Source organism: Actinacidiphila yanglinensis, assembly GCF_900107965.1.
Lineage (GTDB): Bacteria > Actinomycetota > Actinomycetes > Streptomycetales > Streptomycetaceae > Actinacidiphila > Actinacidiphila yanglinensis.
Genome location: NZ_FNVU01000035.1, coordinates 37,147 through 58,364, shown reverse-complemented (window position 1 = coordinate 58,364; position 21,218 = coordinate 37,147). Strand labels below are relative to the sequence as shown.

The 21,218-nt window shown below is 71.6% G+C and carries 19 protein-coding genes, 2 rRNA genes, 1 pseudogene and 1 riboswitch; of the genes and pseudogenes, 18 read left to right on the top strand and 4 right to left on the bottom strand.

Annotated features, from left to right (window positions below; translation table 11 throughout):
- The 13 genes and pseudogenes from C4U44_RS40630 to C4U44_RS40575 form a co-directional block, all read left to right on the top strand.
- Nucleotides 1-141, top strand: a 23S ribosomal RNA gene (locus C4U44_RS40630); the annotation flags it as partial.
- A gap of 129 nt (nt 142-270) precedes the next feature.
- A 5S ribosomal RNA gene (gene rrf / locus C4U44_RS40625) occupies nt 271-387 on the top strand.
- Nucleotides 388-542: 155 nt separating this feature from the next.
- Nucleotides 543-1,151 carry a CDP-alcohol phosphatidyltransferase family protein gene (locus C4U44_RS40620; RefSeq protein ID WP_103891154.1) on the top strand — a complete coding sequence of 203 codons (609 nt, stop codon included), beginning with the start codon at nt 543-545 and terminating at the stop codon, nt 1,149-1,151.
- 23 nt (nt 1,152-1,174) lie between these two features.
- A complete protein-coding gene (locus C4U44_RS40615) occupies nt 1,175-3,670 on the top strand; it encodes a mannose-1-phosphate guanyltransferase (protein WP_103891153.1) in 2,496 nt (831 codons plus the stop codon).
- A 228-nt stretch (nt 3,671-3,898) separates the two neighbouring features.
- Nucleotides 3,899-4,834, top strand: coding sequence for a DUF881 domain-containing protein (locus C4U44_RS40610; protein ID WP_103891152.1), 936 nt, complete (start codon nt 3,899-3,901; stop codon nt 4,832-4,834).
- Between the two features lie 3 nt (nt 4,835-4,837).
- Nucleotides 4,838-5,170 carry a small basic family protein gene (locus C4U44_RS40605; RefSeq protein WP_103891151.1) on the top strand — a complete coding sequence of 111 codons (333 nt, stop codon included), beginning with the start codon at nt 4,838-4,840 and terminating at the stop codon, nt 5,168-5,170.
- Between the two features lie 7 nt (nt 5,171-5,177).
- Nucleotides 5,178-5,981: a DUF881 domain-containing protein gene (locus C4U44_RS40600; RefSeq protein ID WP_103891150.1), complete on the top strand. Its 804-nt coding sequence runs from the start codon at nt 5,178-5,180 to the stop codon at nt 5,979-5,981.
- A 192-nt stretch (nt 5,982-6,173) separates the two neighbouring features.
- Nucleotides 6,174-6,419 (top strand): annotated as a pseudogene (locus C4U44_RS43560) (FHA domain-containing protein); the annotation flags it as partial.
- Nucleotides 6,420-6,422: 3 nt separating this feature from the next.
- Nucleotides 6,423-6,887 (top strand): FHA domain-containing protein, encoded by a 465-nt coding sequence (locus C4U44_RS43555; protein ID WP_200823582.1) that lies wholly within the window; start codon nt 6,423-6,425, stop codon nt 6,885-6,887.
- Nucleotides 6,888-6,920: 33 nt separating this feature from the next.
- On the top strand, nt 6,921-7,667 hold the full coding sequence (ftsR, locus tag C4U44_RS40590; RefSeq protein ID WP_103891148.1) for a transcriptional regulator FtsR: 747 nt from the start codon (nt 6,921-6,923) through the stop codon (nt 7,665-7,667).
- Nucleotides 7,668-7,790: 123 nt separating this feature from the next.
- Complete coding sequence (locus C4U44_RS40585) at nt 7,791-8,264, top strand: bifunctional nuclease family protein (RefSeq protein WP_103891147.1); 474 nt, start codon at nt 7,791-7,793, stop codon at nt 8,262-8,264.
- A gap of 273 nt (nt 8,265-8,537) precedes the next feature.
- Nucleotides 8,538-9,140 (top strand): MerR family transcriptional regulator, encoded by a 603-nt coding sequence (locus C4U44_RS40580; protein ID WP_103891164.1) that lies wholly within the window; start codon nt 8,538-8,540, stop codon nt 9,138-9,140.
- A gap of 123 nt (nt 9,141-9,263) precedes the next feature.
- Nucleotides 9,264-10,712 carry a DNA polymerase IV gene (locus tag C4U44_RS40575; protein ID WP_103891146.1) on the top strand — a complete coding sequence of 483 codons (1,449 nt, stop codon included), beginning with the start codon at nt 9,264-9,266 and terminating at the stop codon, nt 10,710-10,712.
- Here the strand turns inward: C4U44_RS40575 and C4U44_RS40570 are convergent.
- Nucleotides 10,634-11,005, bottom strand: coding sequence for a PRC-barrel domain-containing protein (locus C4U44_RS40570; protein WP_200823581.1), 372 nt, complete (start codon nt 11,003-11,005; stop codon nt 10,634-10,636). The two genes, C4U44_RS40575 and C4U44_RS40570, sit on opposite strands and share 79 nt — an antisense overlap.
- A gap of 145 nt (nt 11,006-11,150) precedes the next feature.
- Nucleotides 11,151-11,262, top strand: a riboswitch (glycine riboswitch).
- 187 nt (nt 11,263-11,449) lie between these two features.
- Here C4U44_RS40570 and gcvP point away from each other — a divergent pair.
- Complete coding sequence (gene gcvP / locus C4U44_RS40565; RefSeq protein ID WP_103891145.1) at nt 11,450-14,335, top strand: aminomethyl-transferring glycine dehydrogenase; 2,886 nt, start codon at nt 11,450-11,452, stop codon at nt 14,333-14,335.
- A gap of 281 nt (nt 14,336-14,616) precedes the next feature.
- Nucleotides 14,617-14,823 (top strand): DUF5999 family protein, encoded by a 207-nt coding sequence (locus C4U44_RS40560; protein WP_103891144.1) that lies wholly within the window; start codon nt 14,617-14,619, stop codon nt 14,821-14,823.
- A gap of 102 nt (nt 14,824-14,925) precedes the next feature.
- Here C4U44_RS40560 and C4U44_RS40555 read toward each other — a convergent pair whose 3' ends face one another.
- Nucleotides 14,926-15,513 carry a hypothetical protein gene (locus C4U44_RS40555; RefSeq protein WP_103891162.1) on the bottom strand — a complete coding sequence of 196 codons (588 nt, stop codon included), beginning with the start codon at nt 15,511-15,513 and terminating at the stop codon, nt 14,926-14,928.
- Between the two features lie 475 nt (nt 15,514-15,988).
- Here C4U44_RS40555 and C4U44_RS40550 point away from each other — a divergent pair, with 475 nt between their 5' ends.
- The 3 genes from C4U44_RS40550 to C4U44_RS40540 all read left to right on the top strand — a co-directional run bounded on the left by C4U44_RS40550 (nt 15,989) and on the right by C4U44_RS40540 (nt 19,920).
- The gene (locus tag C4U44_RS40550; protein ID WP_103891143.1) at nt 15,989-17,482 is read left to right on the top strand and encodes a glutamate--cysteine ligase family protein; all 1,494 of its coding nucleotides are present in this window, start codon (nt 15,989-15,991) and stop codon (nt 17,480-17,482) included.
- A 58-nt stretch (nt 17,483-17,540) separates the two neighbouring features.
- The gene (locus tag C4U44_RS40545; RefSeq protein WP_235032717.1) at nt 17,541-18,917 is read left to right on the top strand and encodes a serine hydrolase domain-containing protein; all 1,377 of its coding nucleotides are present in this window, start codon (nt 17,541-17,543) and stop codon (nt 18,915-18,917) included.
- A gap of 238 nt (nt 18,918-19,155) precedes the next feature.
- Nucleotides 19,156-19,920 carry a CPBP family intramembrane glutamic endopeptidase gene (locus C4U44_RS40540; RefSeq protein ID WP_103891161.1) on the top strand — a complete coding sequence of 255 codons (765 nt, stop codon included), beginning with the start codon at nt 19,156-19,158 and terminating at the stop codon, nt 19,918-19,920.
- A 39-nt stretch (nt 19,921-19,959) separates the two neighbouring features.
- On the opposite strand, the gene C4U44_RS40535 is transcribed toward C4U44_RS40540, so the two are convergent.
- Nucleotides 19,960-20,778 (bottom strand): PhzF family phenazine biosynthesis protein, encoded by an 819-nt coding sequence (locus C4U44_RS40535; protein ID WP_103891141.1) that lies wholly within the window; start codon nt 20,776-20,778, stop codon nt 19,960-19,962.
- A gap of 191 nt (nt 20,779-20,969) precedes the next feature.
- Entirely contained in the window at nt 20,970-21,161 is a 192-nt protein-coding gene (locus C4U44_RS40530) for a DUF1059 domain-containing protein (RefSeq protein ID WP_103891140.1), read from the bottom strand.
- Between the last annotated feature and the right edge of the window lie 57 nt (nt 21,162-21,218).

Here is a 21,218-nt window from a genome sequence, read left to right as displayed (position 1 = left end):
CGGGAAGCCTGCTTCGAGATGAGGGCTCCCACCCACTTGATGGGGTAAGGCTCCCAGTAGACGACTGGGTTGATAGGCCGGATGTGGAAGCCTCGTGAGGGGTGGAGCTGACCGGTACTAATAGGCCGAGGGCTTGTCCATGTATGCTCGCGTCCACTGTTTGGTTCCCGGGTTGCGAACAGTCGCATCCGGTGAACACTCAACTGAAAAGTGTGCTTGTTCGCTCGGACTCTGTCGATATCCCGTTCACGCGGGATGACCCGATGGTGTTTCGGTGGTCATAGCGTTAGGGAAACGCCCGGTTACATTCCGAACCCGGAAGCTAAGCCTTTCAGCGCCGATGGTACTGCAGGGGGGACCCTGTGGGAGAGTAGGACACCGCCGAACAATCTTTGAGGCCCGGCCTCGGATCTGATATCCGAGGCCGGGCCTTTGCCATTTTTGGGCCTGGGGTAGAGTCGGCCCGCAACATCCGCACGTACATCGGCACGGAGACACCTGCCGGCACACACGTACACGTACATACAGCAGGAGGGGCGCCGGTGGAGGTCCAGGAGACACGGGTGCAGACGGATCGGATCTTCACGATCCCCAACATCCTGAGTATGGCGCGCCTGGTCGGTGTTCCGGTGTTCCTGTGGCTGATTCTGTGGCCCGAGTTCGGTGGGCCGAAGGTCGACGGCTGGGCGCTCCTGGTGCTCGCCTTCAGTGGGGTGAGCGACTACCTCGACGGCAAGCTGGCCCGGCGCTGGAATCAGATCAGCGAACTGGGGCGCGTACTGGACCCGGCCGCGGACCGGCTGTACGTGCTGTCCACTCTGGTGGGTCTGACCTGGCGAGGCATCCTGCCGCTGTGGATCACGGTGCTGTTGCTGGCGCGTGAGGCGATGATGGCCGTGATGCTGCTGATTCTGCGGAGGCACCGCTACGGCCCACCCCAGGTGAACTTCATCGGGAAAGCGGCTACCTTCAACCTCATGTACGCCTTTCCGCTGCTCCTGTTGAGCGACGGGAGCGGATGGCTCGCGGCCCTGGCGACTGTTTTCGGCTGGGCGTTCACGGGTTGGGGTACAACCCTGTACTGGTGGGCAGGGTTCCTCTATGTGGTGCAGGTCCGCCGACTTGTCAGGGCGGACGCCACGGCCGGCTGAGTCAAGAGGAGGACGTTTCCGACATGAAGGCGGTTGTAATGGCGGGCGGCGAGGGCACGCGCCTTCGCCCCATGACGTCGAGCATGCCGAAACCATTGCTGCCGGTGGTGAATCGCCCCATCATGCAGCACGTTCTCAACCTGCTCAAGCGGCACGGGCTCACCGAGACGGTGGTGACCGTCCAGTTCCTGGCCTCCCTGGTGAAGAATTACTTCGGGGACGGCGAGGAGATGGGTATGGAACTCTCCTATGCCAATGAGGAAAAGCCGCTGGGTACCGCGGGCAGCGTCAAGAACGCCGAGGAGGCGCTCAAGGACGACGCCTTCCTCGTCATCTCCGGCGACGCCCTCACCGATTTCGACCTGACCGAGCTGATCGAATTCCACAAGGAGAAGGGCGCACTCGTCACGGTGTGCCTCACCCGGGTCCCGAACCCGTTGGAGTTCGGTATCACCATCATCGACGACGAGGGCAAGGTCGAGCGGTTCCTGGAGAAGCCGACCTGGGGTCAGGTCTTCTCGGACACCGTCAACACCGGTATCTACGTGATGGAGCCGGAGGTGTTCGACTATGTCGAGGCCGACGTGCCCGTCGACTGGTCCGGTGACGTCTTCCCGCAACTCATGAAGGAGGGGAAGCCGATCTACGGCTTCGTCGCCGAGGGGTACTGGGAGGACGTCGGCACGCACGAGAGCTACGTGAAGGCCCAGGCGGACGTGCTCGAGGGCAAGGTCGACGTCGACATCGACGGGTTCGAGATCTCGCCCGGCGTCTGGGTCGCGGAGGGTGCCGAGGTGCATCCCGACGCGACGCTGCGCGGCCCGCTCTACATCGGCGACTACGCGAAGGTGGAGGCGGGCGCCGAGATCCGCGAGCACAGCGTCATCGGCTCCAACGTGGTCGTGAAGACGGGTGCGTTCCTGCACCGCGCGGTGATCGCGGACAACGTCTACGTGGGCCCGCAGACGAACCTGCGCGGCTGCGTCATCGGGAAGAACACCGACGTGATGCGCGCCGCGCGGATCGACGAGGGCGCGGTCATCGGGGACGAGTGCCTGATCGGCGAGGAGTCGATCATCGCCGGCACCGTCCGGGTGTACCCGTTCAAGACCGTCGAGGCCGGCGCGTTCGTCAACACCTCGGTGATCTGGGAGTCCCGCGGCCAGGCGCATCTGTTCGGTGCCCGCGGGGTGTCCGGCATCCTGAACGTGGAGATCACCCCGGAGCTCGCGGTCCGGCTCGCGGGCGCGTACGCGACGACGCTGAAGAAGGGCGCGACCGTCACCACGGCCCGCGACCACTCCCGAGGCGCCCGCGCGCTCAAGCGGGCGGTGATCTCGGCGCTGCAGGCCAGTGCGATCGACGTGCGCGACCTGGAGAACGTCCCGATGCCGGTGGCTCGGCAGCAGACCGCCCGCGGCAGCGCGGGCGGCATCATGATCAGGACCAGTCCCGGGCGGCCCGACTCGCTGGACATCATGTTCTTCGACGAGCGCGGCGCCGACCTGTCCGGCGCGGGCCAGCGCAAGCTGGACCGGGTCTTCTCGCGCCAGGAGTACCGCCGGGCCTTCCCCGGCGAGATCGGCGACCTGACCTTCCCCGCGACGGTCTTCGACTCGTACACCGGCGCGCTGCTGCGGGCCGTCGACACCACCGGGATCGCCGACGCGGGGCTGAAGGTCGTGGTGGACGCGGCCAACGGCAGTGCGGGCCTGGTGCTGCCGAGCCTGCTCGGGCGGCTGGGCGTGGATGCCCTGACCGTCAACCCCGGGCTGGACGAGGCGCGGCCGACCGAGACCGAGCAGAGCCGCCGGGCCGGCCTGGTCCGGCTCGGCGAGATCGTCTCCTCGGCCCGGGCCGCGTTCGGTGTGCGCTTCGACCCGGTCGGCGAGCGGATGTCGCTGGTCGACGAGCGCGGGCGGATCGTCGAGGACGACCGGGCGCTGCTGGTGCTGCTCGACCTGGTGGCCGCGGAGCGGCGCAGCGGCCGGGTGGCGCTGCCGGTCACCACGACCCGGATCGGTGAGCAGGTGGCCGCCTACCACGGCACCCAGGTGACGTGGACGACGACGTCGCCCGACGACCTGACCCGGGTCGGCCGGGAGGAGGGCACGATCTTCGGCGGTGACGGGCGCGGCGCGTACATCGTGCCGGAGTTCAGCGGCGTCTTCGACGGTTCGGCGGCGTTCGTGCGGCTGATCGGCCTGGTGGCCAGGACGCAGCTCACGCTGAGCCAGATCGACGCCCGCATCCCCAAGGCGCACGTGCTGAAGCGGGACGTGCCCACCCCGTGGGCGGTGAAGGGCTCGGTGATGCGCCGGGTGGTGGAGGAGGCCGGCGACCGCTCGGTGGACACCACCGACGGGGTGCGGGTGGTGGAGCCCGACGGCCGCTGGGTGATGGTGCTGCCCGACCCCGCCGAGGCCGTCACCCACCTGTGGGCCGAGGGTCCCGACGACGCCTCCGCGCAGGCACTGCTGGACGAGTGGTCCGAAGTGGTGGAGAGCGCCGGCCGCTGATCCGCCCGCGGCACCCGGGCACCCGTCCGGCGACCGGCCGGCGCCGACGACTGCCGAGATGCCGAGCGATCGGCACCGGTCGTCGGCCGGTCGGCACCGGTCGGTGCCCGGTCCGCGCCGGTCATCCGCCGGTCGTCCACCGCTCGTGAACCGGTCCGAACCGGTCGTGCGGACCGAACGGCGGGCCGTGAGGGGCCCGTTCGAGTACGGGCGTCCCGACGTGCGACGATGTGCGGCATGTCGCAGCAGCAACCCGATCGGAGCAGTCCCGTACCCGGGGCCGCCCCGCGGCGCCCGGACGCGTCGATGTCGCTGCTGACGAACATCATGGAGCACAGCCTCGACGACGGGTACGCCGAGGCCGCGGCCCGGCGCGGGCAGGTCGGCACCTCGCGGCTGCCCAAGGCGCTCGGCGGCAGGCTGGGGTTGGCGGCCGGCCTGGTGCTCGCCGCCCTCGTGGTGACCCTCGGCGCGGCCCAGGCGCACGTCTCGGCGCCCACCGTGGCCAAGGAGCGGCAGAACCTCATCGACCGCGTCCAGACCGAGACCAAGAGCGCCGACGGGCTCCAGAAGAACGTCGACGCGCTGCGGGACACCGTCTCCGCCGAGCAGCAGTCGGCGCTCAAGCGGCCGGGCGACGACGCCGACCGCCTCGTCGAGTTGCTGGCCGCCGCCACCCCCGTGCACGGCCCCGGGATGCGGCTGGTCGTCAACGACGCCAAGGAGGCCTCTGAAGGGGGCACCGGCGGCCCGCGGGAGAGCGACGGCTTCTCCGACACCGGGCGGGTCCGCGACCGCGACATGCAGCACGTGGTGAACGGGCTGTGGGCGTCCGGCGCCGAGGCGATCGCGGTCAACGGGGAGCGGCTGACGGCACTGTCGGCGATCCGCGCCGCCGGGGACGCCATACTGGTCGACAACAAGCCACTGGTGCCGCCGTACACGGTGCTGGCGATCGGGGACGGGAAGCGGTTGAGCACGGCATTCCAGAACAGCGCGGACGGGGAGTACCTGCACGTGCTGGTGGCGAACTACGGCATCAGGTCGAGCATCAGCGTGCAGGGCACGCTCCAACTGCCCGCCGCGCCCTCGCTGATCCTGCGGTACGCCACGCCCGACGTGCCCTCGACGCCGCCCAACACGCCCCCGAACGGGAAGGGTTGAGAAGTGATCGCCGTACTTGGCCTCGTCGTCGGGGTCGTGGTCGGGCTCGTGGTGCGCCCCGTGGTGCCCTCGGGCTTCGAGCCGTACCTCCCGATCGCCGTGGTCGCCGCCCTGGACGCCGTTTTCGGCGGACTGCGAGCGATACTCGACGGGATATTCGACGACAAGGTCTTCGTGGTGTCCTTCCTTTCCAACGTGGTGGTCGCCGCGTTGATCGTCTTCCTCGGCGACAAGCTCGGCGTCGGTGCGCAGTTGTCCACCGGCGTGGTCGTGGTCCTCGGCATCCGGATCTTCTCCAACGCCGCCGCCATCCGTCGGCACGTCTTCCGGGCGTGACCGGCGGATGAGCGAGGAGCACGAGGACGCGCCCGGTCCCGGGACCGGGCAGGCCGAGCCCGAGGCGGGGACCGGACCGACCGCGCCCCGGCAGTCGGGGCGGCGGCGACTGGTGGCCGCCCTGTGGCCGCCGCGGCTGACCCGCGCGCAACTCATCGTCGCGCTGCTGCTGTTCGTGCTGGGTCTGGGCCTGGCCATCCAGGTCCGCACCACCAGCGACGGCAACAGCACGCTGCGGGGGGCGCGGCAGGAGGACCTGGTCCGCATCCTCACCGAACTGGACAACCGCAGTCAGCGGCTCCAGGACGAGAAACGCGGTCTGGAGAACCAGCGCAGCCAGTTGGAGACCAGCTCCGACCAGGCCGCGGAGGCGCTCAAGCAGACGCAGGAGAAGGCCAGGGAACTCGGTGTGCTGGCCGGCACCGTGGCCGCGCAGGGGCCGGGGATCACCCTGACGGTCAAGGATCCGCACGGCGGGGTCGAGGCCGACTCGCTGCTGGACACCGTCCAGGAGCTGCGCGCGGCCGGCGCCGAGGCGATCCAGGTCAACAACGTGCGTGTCGTCGGCGACACTTATTTCACCGACGGCGCGAACAGAGTGCTCGTGGACGGGCACCGATTGGCTCAACCGTACGTCTTCAAGGTCATCGGCAACCCGCCCGATCTGGAGCCCGCGCTGAACATCCCCGGTGGGGTGGTTCAGACCCTGGAGAAGGAGCAGGCGACCGCTGATGTGGTCAGGTCACAGAAGATCGTCGTGGACGCCTTGCGGCCGTCGGAGCAGCCTGACTACGCTCGGTCATCGCAATGAGGCGGGGGTCGGGGCACCGGCGGGTTGCTGAGTGGTGGAAACTGTGAGTAGTGAGAGTTCGTCCTGCCCCACGGGCGGGTCTGCTTCTTTCAAGGGGAATCGCCCGTGAAGTTGTTTGGGAAGTTGTTCGGCAAGAGTGCCCGCCAGTCGGGTGACCCGGCCACGGCACGTCACCGTGCGCCGCGGAGTGCGATGGAGGACGTCCGGGAGGGTGGCCAGGGGGCCGCGCGCCCGCTGTTCCGCCCGGACACGCCGCAGCAGAGCGGCGAGTTTTCCGGCGCGCCCGGCGTGGCGCCTGTTGACCCCGGTTCGGCCCCCCGCATAGGTTTCGGGGAACCGTCGGCCTCGGACACGGGTGGTGAGTACGGGGTGCTGGTCTGCGGCAGGTGCGGACATCGGAACGCGGAGGCGAGCCGCTTCTGCAACAACTGCGGCGCGCCGTTGCGCACGCAGGGAGGTGCGCCGTTCGAGCGCCCCTCGGAGACCACGTCGACGATCTCGATCTCCAGCATCGAGGCGTACGAAGCAGAGGCGACCGGTCAGACGCCGGTGCCGTCGCTGTCCCCGGAGGCCCAGGCCGCGGTGGCCGCGCTGCCGCCGAGCTCGGCGCTGCTGATCGTGCGGCGGGGGCCGAACTCCGGCAGCCGCTTCCTGCTGGACGGTGAGCTGACCACCGCCGGGCGGCACCCGCAGAGCGATATCTTCCTGGACGACGTCACGGTCTCGCGCCGCCATGTGGAGTTCCGGCGCGGCATCGACGGCGTGTTCACCGTCGCCGACGTGGGCAGCCTGAACGGCACGTACGTCAATCGGGAGCGGATCGACTCCGTGCCGCTGTCCAACGGCGACGAGGTGCAGATCGGCAAGTACCGGCTGGTCTTCTACGCGAGCCAGGCGGGTGTCTGACCCTCCCGCGGACCGAATCCAGGGAAGGTGTGCATGCCCCGAACGTCAGGCGGTGCCGGTGACGGCACCGCCGCCGTTTCCTCCGGGGAGGACGGCGTCCTGCTGAGCATCGGCGCGGTGCTGTCCCGCCTGCGGGACGAGTTTCCCGAGGTCACCATCTCCAAGATCCGCTTCCTGGAGGCGGAGGGACTGGTGGAGCCGCAGCGGACCCCCTCGGGGTACCGCAAGTTCGGCGCGGCCGACGTCGAGCGGCTGGCGTACGTCCTGCGGGTGCAGCGCGACCACTACCTGCCCCTGCGGGTGATCCGGGAGCACCTGGACGCGCTGGACCGGGGCGAGCCCGTCGCGCTGCCCCGGTCCGGCGAGACCCGCGAGGCGCTGGAGGGCTCCCTGGAGCCCGAGGAGCCCGCGCGGATGCGGATCGGGCGCGACGAGCTGCTCGCCGCCACCGGAGCCGACCCCGGCACGCTCGCGGAGTGGGAGTCGTACGGCCTGGTGGAGATCGACGCCGACGGTGGTTACGACGCCGACACGGTGAGTATCGCGCGGCTGATCGTCGACCTCGGCCGGTTCGGGCTGGAACCGCGCCATCTGCGGGCCGTGAAGGCCGCCGCCGACCGGGAGGCCGGACTGGTGGAGCAGGTGGTGGCGCCGCTGCGACGGCACCGCAACCCGCAGACGCGGATGCACGCCGAGGTCACGGCCCGGGAGCTGGCCATGTTGTCGGTGCGGCTGCACGCGGCGATGGTCCAGTCGGCGCTGCGCATCCGGCTGGGCTGAGCCGGTCCGGTGCGGGCGGATCCGCCGCCGAAGACCGGCAGCGCCGGTCGCGCTGCGCCGCGTGGCGGCACCTGAGAGTTGCCCGACTACCCAAACCCGGCGGGCACGGCCTAGGGTTGCTGTGTGAACGAGCTCGACGTTGTGGGTGTCCGGGTCGAAATGCCCTCCAACCAACCGATCGTGCTCCTGCGTGAAGTGGGAGGCGACCGGTACCTGCCCATCTGGATCGGGCCGGGAGAGGCGACGGCCATCGCTTTCGCGCAGCAGGGCATGACGCCTGCGCGGCCGCTGACTCACGACCTCTTCAAGGACGTGCTCGAGGCGGTGGGACAGACGCTGACGGAGGTGCGTATCACCGACCTGAGGGAAGGCGTGTTCTACGCGGAGCTGGTCTTCGCCGGCGGGGTCGAGGTCAGTGCCCGGCCGTCCGACGCCATAGCGCTCGCCCTGCGCACCGGTACGCCGATCTACGGGAGTGACGGAGTGCTGGACGACGCCGGCATCGCGATCCCGGACGAGCAGGAGGACGAGGTCGAGAAGTTCCGCGAGTTCCTCGACCAGATCTCGCCCGAGGACTTCGGCACCAGCAACCAGTAGGCCGACGGCACCCGGGAAGGCCGCGGAGGGCGTTCCGGGGCGCACCGTCCTGTGCTGCTGCGACGCCGTCTCGGGGGGCAATATTGCCGCCTTGAGAGCATTCGGAACTGCGTTCCCGGTCTACGAACAGATGAAACCACTCCTGGGGTGAATTTCACTCGGCGTGCCGAGCGTGGCGATCGTTGACGCACGTGTGACGACTGCCTACCGTCAGGAGGGAAAGTCCGGTGGCACGTGCGCGCGGCGACCGGACGCGAAGGGACGGAGGGCGTCGTGAGAAGTACCGGCGACGGTTTGGCGACCGGTGGCCCGTATCCGACCCGAGGACCACTTGCCACGGCAACGGTGGACGCCGAGGGCGGCCCCCCCGCCGAGCCGGGGACCGAGCAGATCGGATACCGGGGTCCGGCGGCCTGCGCCGCGACCGGCATCACCTACCGCCAGCTCGACTACTGGGCCAGGACCGGCCTGGTCGAGCCGAGCGTGCGACCCGCCTACGGTTCGGGCACCCAGCGGCTGTACGGCTTCTCCGACGTCGTCGTACTGAAGATCGTCAAGCGGCTGCTCGACACCGGCGTGTCCCTGCAGAACATCCGCACCGCCGTCCAGCACCTGCGCTCGGCCGGCCCGGGTGAGCTGGCCCGGATGACCCTGATGAGCGACGGCGCGACGGTCTACGAATGCACCTCGCCGGACGAGGTGGTCCAGCTGCTCCAAGGGGGGCAGGGCATCTTCGGCATCGCGGTGGGCGTGGTGTGGCGCGACGTGGAGAGCGCGCTGTCGCAGATGCACGGCGAGCGGGTCGACACCGGGGAGACGCTCGTCGGCCACAACCCGGCCGACGAGCTGGCCCGGCGCCGCAACAAGGCGGTCTGAGCGCGGTCTGAGCGCGGTCCGGGCCCGTTCCGGCCGCTGGGTCGCGACGGGCCGCCCGCCGCGACCCGCCGGTTCCGTACAGGTGTACGGCCGCTGTCGGTGGGATGCGGGACGCTTGAGGGTGTGAGAAGTGCGCCGACGATCCTCCACCTGGACATGGACGCGTTCTTCGCCGCGGTCGAGCAGGCGTCCAAGCCGAGCCTGCGGGGCAAGCCGGTGGTGGTCGGCGGCCTCGGACCCCGCGGCGTGGTGTCGACCGCGTCCTACGAGGCGCGCGTGCACGGCGTCCACTCCGCGATGGCCATGGCGCACGCCCGCCGGCTCGCGCCGAACGCCGCGTACCTCACGCCGAGGTTCGACATCTACCGCCAGGTCAGCGACATCGTGATGGGCCTGCTGCGCGAGGCGTCACCGCTGATAGAGCCGCTGAGCGTCGACGAGGCGTTCATCGACCTGGAGGCCGGCGACCTGGCGGGCGACCCGCGTGCGGCCGCCCGCGGGCTGCGCGCCGACATCAAGGCCGCCACCGGCCTGACCGCCTCGGTGGGCCTGGCCGGGTCCAAGCTGCTCGCCAAGATCGCCTCCGAGAAGGCCAAGCCGGACGGGCTGGTGGTGGTCGAGCCCGGAACCGAGCAGGCGCTTCTCGACCCGATGCCGGTGCGCACCCTGCCGGGCGTCGGGCCGGCCACCGCCGAGCATCTGCGCAAGGCCGGCATCCTCACCGTCGCCGAGATCACCGGGGCCGGCGAGGCCGAGCTGATCAGCCTGCTCGGCAAGGCGCACGGCGCGGGCCTGCACGCGATGGCCGCCGGCGTCGACAACCGCCCGGTGGTCGCCGACCGCGACGTGAAGTCCATCTCGGTCGAGGACACCTTCGACAGCGACCTGACCGACCGCGCCCACGTGCGCCACGAGATCGACCGGCTCGCCGAGCGCTGCGTGCAGCGGCTGCGCGGCGCGGGCCGATCCGGCCGCACCGTCGTGGTCAAGGTCCGGCGCTTCGACTTCTCCACGCTCACCCGCTCCGAGACGCTGCGCGCCCCCACCGACGACCCCTCCGTGGTGCGCGAGACCGCCCGCCGGCTCGCCGAGTCCGTCGACACCACCGGCGGCGTGCGGCTGCTCGGCGTCGGCGTCGCCGGGCTCGCCGACTTCACCCAGGAGGACCTGTTCGCCCAGGCCGAGGGCGAGCGCGCCCTGCACGGCGAGGTCGACGACGACGCCCCTCCGCCGCTGCCCAGCAGCCCGCCGCCCGCCCCCGAGCGCGCGAACCGCTGGCTGCCCGGCTATGACGTCACCCACGAGAAGTACGGCGCGGGGTGGGTGCAGGGCAGCGGCGTCGGCAGGGTCACGGTGCGCTTCGAGGTGCCCTCGGACGTCGTGCCGGGCCGGGTGCGCACCTTCCTGGTGGACGACCCGGCGCTGACCCGCAGCGACCCGCTGCCGCTGGCCGCGATGAGCGCGATGGGCGTGGGTCGGTCGACGGGCGGGGGTCAGCCGTCGCCGGGCAGCTCCCCGAAGTCCTTGGAGGACGCCGGCTCCGGCCCGGACCGGGGGACGTCCATCCCGTAGTGGTGGTACAGCTGCAACTCCTGCTCGGGGGACAGGTGCCGGCCCACCCCGAAGTCCGGGGCGTCCTTGATCAGCGCCTTCTCGTACGGCACCCGGAGCTTGTCGCCGTCCAGCTCGCTCGGGCCCAGCGGCACGAAGGCGTCCCGGGTGAACAGGCCGGTGCGCACCGCCGCCCACTCCGGCGTGCCGGTCGCGTCGTCGAGGTACACCTCGTCCACCGTGCCGATCCTCGTCCCGTCACGGTCGAAGGCGCGGCGGCCGATCAGGCTGCGCGGATCGATGTCGGTCTGCACGGTCCCTCCAACCAGTCCAACCCACCACAGGTCGGCCGTCGTGCGACGGCTTCCGACTCCTACCCAAGGCCACAACGGTGGCGGTGTCGACTCGGCACCGTTCCGCCGGGCGCGCCGATCACGCTGGTAGGCTGGTGAAGGCTGTTGACCCCGTGCGGGAGAGTCCTCCAAGAACCCGCCTCACGGCGGGCGGCGGAAGGCGCCGAAGGAGCAAATCCTCCCCGGAATCTCTCAGGCATCCGTACCGCTCGGGTGAGGTCACTCTGGAAAGCAGGGCTTGTCCCGGAAGCACCGCGGCCGCCGGGGCGCGTCCTCACCGACGGTGAAAGCCGCCCTGTGCGCCGGGGTGGTGAAGCTCTCAGGTTCTGATGACAGAGGGGGAGGCCGTACGGGTGCCCTTGGCGGTACCCCAGAAGGTCGTCGCAGACCAGGAGGCCCCCGAAGATGAGTGACCGCCGGATTTCCCTCGCCGAGCTGGAGGCGGGCAGGCCCTTCGCCCGCCGGCACATCGGCCCCGACGCCGAGGCGCAGGCCAAGATGCTCGCGCAGGTCGGTTACGGCTCGCTGGACGAGCTGACCGACGCCGCCGTACCCGGCACCATCAAGAGCGCCGAGGCGCTCGGGCTGCCGGCGGCCGTCACCGAGGCCGAGGCGCTCGCCGAGCTGCGCGCCCTGGCCGATCGCAACGAGGTGCTCGCGCCGATGATCGGCCTGGGCTACTACGGCACCTTCACCCCGCCGGTCATCCTGCGCAACGTGCTGGAGAACCCGGCCTGGTACACCGCCTACACGCCGTACCAGCCGGAGATCTCGCAGGGCCGCCTCGAAGCGCTGCTGAACTTCCAGACCGTCGTCGCCGACCTCACCGGTCTGCCCACCTCCGGGGCCTCCCTGCTGGACGAGGGCACCGCGGCCGCCGAGGCGATGGCGCTGTCCCGCCGGGTCGGCAAGGTCAAGGACGGCGTCTTCCTGGTCGACGCCGACACCTTCCCGCAGACCCTCGCGGTGATCCGCACCCGCGCCGAACCGACCGGCGTCGAGGTCGTCACCGCGGACCTGTCCGCCGGCATCCCCGCCGATGTCGCCGAGCGCGGGGTCACCGGCGTGCTGCTCCAGTACCCCGGTGCCTCGGGCGCCGTCCGCGACCTGCGGCCGGTCATCGAGCAGGCGCACGGCCTCGGCGCCATCGTCACCGTCGCCGCCGACCTGCTCGCGCTGACGCTGCTGACCTCGCCCGGCGAGCTCGGCGCGGACATCGCCGTCGGCACCACCCAGCGGTTCGGCGTCCCGATGGGCTTCGGCGGCCCGCACGCCGGCTACATGGCCGTCCGCGAGTCCTACGCCCGCAACCTGCCCGGCCGTCTGGTCGGGGTCTCGGTCGACGCCGACGGCGACACCGCCTACCGGCTGGCCCTGCAGACCCGCGAGCAGCACATCCGCCGGGAGAAGGCCACCAGCAACATCTGCACCGCCCAGGTGCTGCTCGCGGTGATGGCCGGCATGTACGCGGTCTACCACGGCCCCGACGGACTGGCCGCCATCGCCCGCCGCACCCACCGCTACGCCGCGGTGCTCGCCGCGGGCCTGCGCGCGGCCGGTGTCGAGATCGTCGAGGACGCGTACTTCGACACGCTCACCGCCCGGGTGCCCGGCCGGGCCGCCGACACCGTCGCCGCCGCCCGCGCCGCGGGCGTCAACCTGCGGCTGACCGACGCCGACCACGTCGGCATCGCCTGCGACGAGACCACCGACCGCGCCACGATCTCCTCGGTGCTCGCCGCGTTCGGCGCCGACGGCGACATCGACGCGCTCGACGCGGCCACCGCCGACGCGCTGCCCTCCGCCCTGCTGCGGAGCGACGACTACCTGACCCACCCGGTCTTCCACCAGCACCGCAGCGAGACCAGCATGCTGCGCTACCTGCGCCGGCTGGCCGACCGCGACTACGCGCTGGACCGCGGCATGATCCCGCTGGGCTCGTGCACCATGAAGCTCAACGGCACCACCGAGATGGAGCCGGTCACCTGGCCGGAGTTCGGCGCCCTGCACCCCTTCGCGCCCGCCGAGCAGGCCGAGGGCTACCTCAGCCTGATCCACGGCCTGGAGGACCAGCTCGCCGAGATCACCGGCTACGACAAGGTCAGCCTCCAGCCCAACGCCGGCTCGCAGGGCGAGCTGGCCGGGCTGCTGGCCGTGCGCGCCTACCACCGGGCGAACGGCGACCTGGAGCGCACGGTCTGCCTGATCCCGTCCTCCGCGCACGGCACCAACGCCGCCAGCGCCGTGATGGCCGGCATGACCGTGGTCGTGGTGAAGACCGGCCAGGACGGCGACGTCGACGTGGCCGACCTGCACGCCAAGATCGAGAAGCACCGGGACCGGCTGGCCGTGCTGATGGTCACCTACCCCTCGACGCACGGCGTCTTCGAGGAGCACATCACCGACATCTGCGCGGCCGTGCACGACGCCGGCGGCCAGGTCTACGTCGACGGTGCCAACCTCAACGCGCTGGTCGGCCTGGCGCGCCCCGGCAGGTTCGGCGCCGACGTCTCCCACCTGAACCTGCACAAGACGTTCTGCATCCCGCACGGCGGCGGCGGTCCCGGCGTCGGCCCGGTCGCGGTCCGCGCCCACCTGGCCCCGCACCTGCCCAACCACCCGCTCCAGCCGGAGGCGGGCCCCGCGACCGGCGTCGGGCCGGTCTCGGCCGCGCCCTGGGGCTCGGCGGGCATACTCCCCATCTCCTGGACGTACGTCCGCCTGATGGGCGCCGAGGGGCTGAAGCAGGCCACCCAGATCGCCGTGCTCAGCGCCAACTACGTGGCCAAGCGGCTGGAGCCGCACTACCCCGTGCTCTACACCGGGCCCGGCGGGCTCGTCGCGCACGAGTGCATCGTCGACCTGCGGCCGCTGAGCAAGGAGACCGGCGTCAGCGTCGACGACATCGCCAAGCGGCTGATCGACTACGGCTTCCACGCGCCGACGATGTCCTTCCCGGTGGCCGGCACCCTGATGATCGAGCCGACCGAGAGCGAGGACCTTGCCGAGCTCGACCGGTTCTGCGAGGCGATGATCGCGATCCGCGCCGAGATCGACAGGGTCGGTTCCGGCGAGTGGCCCGCCGACGACAACCCGCTGCGCTCGGCCCCGCACACCGCCGCCGCGCTCGGCGGCGAGTGGAACCACCCGTACAGCCGCCAGGAGGCCGTCTTCCCGGCGGGGGTCAGCCCGGCGGACAAGTACTGGCCGCCGGTGCGCCGGATCGACGGGGCGTTCGGCGACCGCAACCTGGTCTGCTCCTGCCCGCCGCTGGAGGCGTACGAGAGCTGACGCGACGCGTACGAGAGCGGACGCGTCCGGGGCTGCGTGCCCCGCGCACCCCGGCGCCCCCCGGCTGGAAACGGCCGGGGGGCGCCGCCATGTGTACGCAACCGGCCGTGCAGATGGCGCGTCTTGCACCATTGAGTACCGCGCACGTGAAATACCTGCGGAAAGCCATCCGGGGAGCAAGACTGGGACCGGCCGCGCGAGAACGGGGGATCACCATGAACCAGGCAGGCGACGCGACCGACCGCACCATTCACCTCTCGCAGCGAAAGACACCATTGACCATGTGCAAGCACGAGCCGCAGTGCCCCACCGCCGACAGCCCCGACCGTGAGGCCGCCCTGATCATGGCCCACCACCCGGAGCAGGGCTGGAGCCTGCTGTGCAACGGGGTGCTGCTCTTCGAGGACACCGGGGAGATCCTCCCCGACGGGCAGATCATCGCACCGCACCGGCCGATGGCGGCCGCCCGGATCACCACGGCGGCCTGAGGAACGACACGGCCGGTTCCCCTGAGCCCGAGCGCCCAGGAGAACCGGCCTCGCACGCGCGTGCGGCGGTGCCCCGCCGCGCGGCGCGGTGGCGCCGTGGTGCTACGCCGGCGACCCGGCCAGCGGCGGCGGCGCCAGCCAGGCGCTCAGCAGCGGTGCCAGCTCCACGATCCGGTACACCCGGTGCGACGCGATCCCGGGGGGCGCGGGCGCCAGCGGGATCACCAGGTCGGCCGGGTCCGGCTGCGCGGTGGCGGCGTCCGCGCGCGGCACCGAGTGCAGCCACAGCGCCATCATGTAGAGGCTCGGCACCGACAGCAGATGCGGCTGGTAGGTGGCCGGCAGCGGCTCCGCCTGGCGCAGCGCCCGCTCCGTCGAGGCCAGGTAGGGGCCTTCGGAGAAGCGCGAGAAGACCCACCCGTCCGGGGTTGCCACGGTCTCGCCCGCCGCGGCCACCCGGGCCCCGGCCCTGATATGGAACCGCCAGCCGGCCAGCCGCGCCTGGGGCAGGCCACCGGGGACCGATGCCGGTTCGAACACATGGACAGGCAGCGGGTGTTCGGCGTCCAGCGGCCCTTCCGCGGTGCGCAGGGCGGGAGTCCTGGCCTCCAGGACCGCGGTGGGCGAACTGAGCGCCGCCAGGACGCTCAGCAGGGCTGGTGCGGGTGCGGGTGGGACAAGCAGCGGCATGGTGTTGTCGCCTCTCACTGGGAGACACGTGGTGCGGGCACAAAGCGGTACGTGCGAGGTGCGGACGGCGCGGTCAGTACCTGGTGTGGGTTACTGCTCAAGCCCGCCCGGCGACGGCGGATACTCCTGCCTCGTGCGCGGAGTTTATACGACGCGTGTTCGCTCCGTATTTCATCTACTCGCTGCCAGTATTACCCGCAAGGCGATTATCCGCCTTCCTCCACGGTGCCCGGTCCGGCATTTCCGCAGGGTACGGGGCGGATGCCGCCGATTTTCGCGTCGTACGGTCGGCCGGAACCGTACGGTGGTATTCACCCGGATTTTACGTCGGGGCCCTGCGCCGAATGTGCCAGGGGAACGTGCCCGGTGCCGCTCACTACGGCAAGGGTAGCGTGCGGGCCGGGCCGCGATGGGCGTTATCGATCATTTGGGTGGGCATCCTCCGGTGGGGACCCGCGCGAGGAGGGACGCTTCGATGGGGGAGAAGGTCGTGGCCGGTGCGTTCGACCTGGCCGACCGGCGCATGTACCGGAACAAGCTCCAGCAGTGCCTGCTGGGGCTGGAGAGGCTGTTGGCGGAGCAGCGGTTCGACCGCCCACGCAATCTCATGGGGCTGGAGATCGAATTGAATCTCGCGGATTCCCGGGGGCTGCCGCGCATGATGAACGAAGAGGTGCTGGAGCGCATCGCGAGCCGCGATTTCCAGACCGAGCTGGCTCAGTTCAATATTGAAGTGAACATCGCGCCGCACCCGCTTTCCGGACGGGTCCTGGACCGCCTCGCCGAGGAACTGCGCACCGGCCTCGGGTACGCCGACCGGATGGCCGGGGAGGTCGGCGCCGGCATCGTCATGGTCGGAATCCTGCCCACCCTCCAGGCCCAGGACCTGGTGTCGGCGAACCTCTCCCGGGCCGACCGCTACACCCTGCTCAACGACCGCATTCTCGCGATGCGCGGCGAGGACATCACCCTCGACATCGAAGGCGTCGAGCACCTCGTCTACACCTCCGCCTCGATCGCCCCCGAGGCCGCCTGCACCTCCACCCAGATGCATCTCCAGGTCACCCCGGACCGGTTCGCCGCGGTCTGGAACGCCGCCCAGGCGGTGTCCGCGCCGCAGGTCGCGGTCGGAGCGAACTCGCCCTTCCTGTTCGGCCGCGAACTGTGGCGCGAGACGCGGCCGTTGCTCTTCCAGCAGGCCACCGACACCCGCCCGCAGGAGCTGCGGGCCCAGGGCGTACGGCCGTTGACGTGGTTCGGCGAGCGGTGGATCGACTCCGCGCTGGACCTGTTCGCCGAGAACCTGCGCTACTACCCCTCGTTGCTGCCGATCTGCGACGACGAGGAGCCGCTGCGGGTGCTCGACGAGGGCGGGGTGCCCAAGCTGCGCGAACTGACCCTGCACAACGGCACCATCTACCGCTGGAACCGCCCGGTCTACCAGGTCGTCGACGGGGTGCCGCACCTGCGGGTGGAGAACCGGGTGATGCCGGCCGGGCCCACCGTCGCCGACGTCATCGCCAACGCGGCCTTCTACTACGGCCTGGTGCGCGCGCTGGCCGACGCGTCCCGACCGGTCTGGCAGCGGCTGCCGTTCGGCGCCGCCGCGGCCAACTTCGACGCCGCCTGCCGGGACGGCATCGGCGCCGTCCTGCACTGGCCGCGCCCGCGCGGCACCGCCCTCGCGCAGGTCCCCGCGGCCGACCTGATCCGCGACGAGCTGCTGCCGCTGGCCGCCGCCGGGCTGGACGCCTGGGGCATCGACCCCGCCGACCGCGACCACTACCTCGGCATCATCGAGCAGCGCTGCCAGCACCGCACCAACGGCGCCCAGTGGCAGTCCGACGCCTTCCACCACCACCTCGGCCGCGGCCTCGACCGCCGCGCCGCCCTGGCCGCCATGACCCAGCGCTACCGCGCCCTGTCCACGGCCGGCGCCCCGGTCCACACCTGGCCCGTCCCCGAGTGACCTCCCCCAGTCGCCTTGCCGCGGGTCGGGCGAGGGCGCCGCGTTAGCCTTCGACCGGATGACGAAGCCGATCAGGAGGTCGATCACCATGCCGGACGGTTGGGGCGGGCTGGACACCGAGGTGCTCGACGAGGTCTGTGCGAAAGCGCTGGCCGAGCACTCCTGCCCCTCGGTGTCCATCGGTGTCGCGGAAGGCGACGAACTCGTCCTCGCCCGGGCCTACGGCCTGGCCGACATAGCCGCGGATCGGCCGGCCACGACGCGGACGGCCTACGGGCTGGCCTCCGTCACCAAGGCGTTCACCGCCACCGCCGTGTGCCTGGCCGCGGACGACGGCCTGCTGGACCTCGACGCCCCGATCCCCGGCACCTTCGCAGGGACGGCGCCGACCGTGCGGCAGGTGCTCCAGCACCGTGGCGGCTTCCCGGCCTTCTACAACTTCCACTACGGCCCCGGGCCGCTGCCGATCGACATCGGCGACTACCGTGCGCTCGTCCGCGAACCCGGGACCGACTTCGAGTACTCCAACATTGGCTACGCCGCGCTCGGATCGCTGCTGGAGTCCGTGACCGGTCGCCGCCTGGGCGACCTCCTGCGCGAGCGGATCTTCGAGCCGCTGGGCCTGCGCAGTTTCGGCTACGGGCCGGCGTACGACGGCCCGGCGCCGGTGGCCCAGCGCTACTCCGCCGGCGGGCGCCCGTACCCGACCTGCTTCAGCGCCCACTCCGCCGCGGGTGCCGGCTGGGCGAGCGCGGGGGACGTCGCGCTGTTCGCCCGCAGGTCGGCCGGCCTGCTCACACCCGCCACGGCCGCGGCCGGGTACGACGCGGTCGCGATCAGCGAGCACCTGGGCTACGGGTTCGGCCGGATCGTCTCGCGCGGCGCCGGACCGTTGATCCGCAGCCATGGCGGCGGCATGGGCGGTATCGCCGCGATGATGATCGAGGTCCCCGAGCGGGACCTCTCCGTGGCCGTGCTGGCCAACTCCACGAGCAAGGCGGCCCGCGATGCCGTCGTGAACCACCTGATGGCCGTGCTGGCACCCGGATTCCGTGCCGAACAGGTCAACCCGATGACGGAGCAGGTCCGCCCGATGGCGCTGGCAGCCGGGGAATGGGCGGGGGAGATCAGCACGGTGGAGGGCGACATCCCGCTGCGGATCACGGTCCTCCCCGAGGGCCGGGTCGAGATCGCCCTGGACGGCGCGCCCGCGGTCACCGCGCCGGCCGGCGCCTCCCAGCGCTGGGACCTCCGGGTGAGCGCACCCCTGCAACTGCCCACCGCCGACGCCCGGCTCAACAGCCCCCACCTCGCCCTCGAGCTGCGCACCGACCAAGGGGGTCTGGTCGGCCGGGCCGTGGCGTTCAAGGACGGCGACCAGGAGGGCCTGCTGGGCGCCTACCTCGTCCACCCCTGCGTGCTTCACTCGCGCTGAGCACGGCGAAGGGGCACCGGGAGGGAACGAGGAGACACCCGGGCTTCGGGCTGGTCAACGGGGCGGTGGCCAGGTTCGTGGCGTAGGCTCGCGCGGCACACACGCGTGCGGACGGCCGCGGCGCGGGTGGTGGTAGGGCGGCGGGCGGGATCTTCGTATCGTGTCCACGACGACACGGGAGGACCGCGTGCAGGCAGAGGCACAGGCACCGGCGGAGCAGCCGGGGCGGCCGGAACGGCTGGAGCCGCCGTTCGAGGCACGGACGCTGCGCAGCGAGACGCTGATCGTGCTGGCGCTGTCGCTCGGCGCCAGCGGCGTCGCCGCGGTGATCAGCTTCGTCGGTTCGGTCACGCGGCCCGGAGCGCTGAAGGACCAGGCGGCGACGCTGGTCGGCTCGCAGGCGCCCGGCCGCCCCTGGCTGGACCTCGCCTGGCAGATCTTCTCGATCGCCACCGCGCTCGCCCCGGTCGCGCTCGTCGCCCACCTGCTCGCGCGCGAGCGGGTGGGGATGCCCGCGATCGGCTTCGACCTCACCCGGCCGCGCCGCGACCTGGCCTGGGGGGCGCTGGTGGCCGCGGTGATCGGGGGCATCGGCCTGGCCTTCTACCTCGGCGCACGCGCCGCCGGCTTCAACCTCACCGTCGTGCCCGAGTCGCTGCCGGACGTGTGGTGGCGGATCCCGGTCCTGGTCGCGTCCGCGGTGCAGAACGCGGTGCTCGAAGAGGTCATCGTGGTCGGCTACCTGCTGCGCCGGCTCGACCAGTTGAAGTGGTCGCCGCTCGCCGCGCTCGCCGCCAGCGCGGTGCTGCGCGGGTCGTACCACCTCTACCAGGGCATCGGCGGCATGGTCGGCAACATGGCGATGGGCGTCGTGTTCGTGCTGCTCTACCGCCGATGGGGGCGGATCGGCCCGCTGGTGGCCGCGCACTCGCTCATCGACACCGTCGCCTTCGTCGGGTACGCGCTGCTCGCCGGGAAGGTGGGCTGGCTGCCGACGGGGTGAGCGCCGCGCCGTGACCGCCGTGCGCCCCGGCACCGCGCCCTACGGCACCGCGTGCAGCTCGCCGTCGACCACGGTCACCGCCGAGCCGGTCAGCTCGACCCGGTCGCCACGCAGCCGGGTCGCGACCAGCCCGCCGCGGGCCGACGCCTGGAAGGCGGTCAGCGCGTCGCGGCCCAGCCGGGCGGACCAGAAGGGCGCGAGGGCGGTGTGCGCGCTCCCGGTGACCGGGTCCTCGTCGATACCGACCGCCGGGAAGAAGCCGCGCGAGACGAAGTCGTAGCCGCGGCCCTCCTCGGCCGCCGCCGTGGCGATCACACCGCGCCGCGAGAGGGTCGCCAGCGCCCTGAAGTCGGGCGCGAGCGAGCGGACCGCCGACTCGTCGGCCAGTTCCACCAGCAGGTCCCCGCAGTCCGGGCCGGTGTCGCGTACGGTCAGCGGTTCCGCGCCCAGCGCCGCGGCGAGACCGTCGGGAGCGGGCTCCTCGGTCAGCGGGGCGGCCGGGAAGTCCAGCGTGATCGTGCCGTCGCCGTCGGCGGCCGCCGCCAGCACCCCCGCCTTGGTGCGGAACCGGACGGTGCCATGGGCCTGCCCGGTGGTCCGGAGCACATGCGCCGTGGCGAGGGTGGCGTGCCCGCACAGCCGCACCTCGGTGGCAGGGGTGAACCAGCGCAGCGCCCAGTCGGCGTCCTCGCCCGGCGGCAGGGGGTGCGCGAAGGCCGTCTCGGAGAGGTTCAGCTCGGCCGCCACCTGCTGGAGCCAGCCGTCGGAGGGGAAGCCGTCGGCCCCGAGCAGCAGCACGCCCGCGGGGTTTCCGGCGAACGGCCGGTCGGTGAAGGCGTCGACGATTCGGATACGCATGCCGAGAGGGTACGGGAGCGGGCTGAGGCGCAGCACCGGGGCGGGAGGGCTGCCCGCGGGCCGCCGCGTGGAGGAGGTCGCGGGATCCGGCCGCGCGCGGCCCGCCGGACGGGTGCGGCACGCGGCGCCGCCGCCCTCGATGGGCGGCGGCGGATGCCTCAGCCGGGCCGGTTCGCCCGGCGCGGCGGCCCTCAGGCGTGCTGCGGGACCTCGTCCTTGAGCATGCCCCGGAGCTGCTCGCGCATCTCCTTGGTGTCGGTGTGGCCGTGCACGGAGACGGCGTGATCGACCGCGGCGCGGACGACTTCGTCCTCTTCCCCGGAGATGGTGAGGGTGCAGTTCGACTCGCTCGGGTAGTCCCGGCAGTCGGCTACTTTGCGCATGGTGCACCTCCTCCTTCCCTTCCAGCCTAGTTCCGCCGCCCGCGAGGTGCCTGCGCA

Coding starts and splice junctions, on each gene's coding strand:
- C4U44_RS40550 (WP_103891143.1), top strand. CDS start 15,989: ATGGGGGAGAAGGTCGTGGCCGGTGCGTTCGACCTGGCCGACCGGCGC.
- C4U44_RS40530 (WP_103891140.1), bottom strand. CDS start 21,161: ATGCGCAAAGTAGCCGACTGCCGGGACTACCCGAGCGAGTCGAACTGC.
- ftsR (WP_103891148.1), top strand. CDS start 6,921: ATGCCCCGAACGTCAGGCGGTGCCGGTGACGGCACCGCCGCCGTTTCC.
- C4U44_RS40535 (WP_103891141.1), bottom strand. CDS start 20,778: ATGCGTATCCGAATCGTCGACGCCTTCACCGACCGGCCGTTCGCCGGA.
- C4U44_RS40615 (WP_103891153.1), top strand. CDS start 1,175: ATGAAGGCGGTTGTAATGGCGGGCGGCGAGGGCACGCGCCTTCGCCCC.
- C4U44_RS40560 (WP_103891144.1), top strand. CDS start 14,617: ATGTGCAAGCACGAGCCGCAGTGCCCCACCGCCGACAGCCCCGACCGT.
- C4U44_RS40555 (WP_103891162.1), bottom strand. CDS start 15,513: ATGCCGCTGCTTGTCCCACCCGCACCCGCACCAGCCCTGCTGAGCGTC.
- C4U44_RS40600 (WP_103891150.1), top strand. CDS start 5,178: ATGAGCGAGGAGCACGAGGACGCGCCCGGTCCCGGGACCGGGCAGGCC.
- C4U44_RS40545 (WP_235032717.1), top strand. CDS start 17,541: ATGACGAAGCCGATCAGGAGGTCGATCACCATGCCGGACGGTTGGGGC.
- gcvP (WP_103891145.1), top strand. CDS start 11,450: ATGAGTGACCGCCGGATTTCCCTCGCCGAGCTGGAGGCGGGCAGGCCC.
- C4U44_RS40610 (WP_103891152.1), top strand. CDS start 3,899: ATGTGCGGCATGTCGCAGCAGCAACCCGATCGGAGCAGTCCCGTACCC.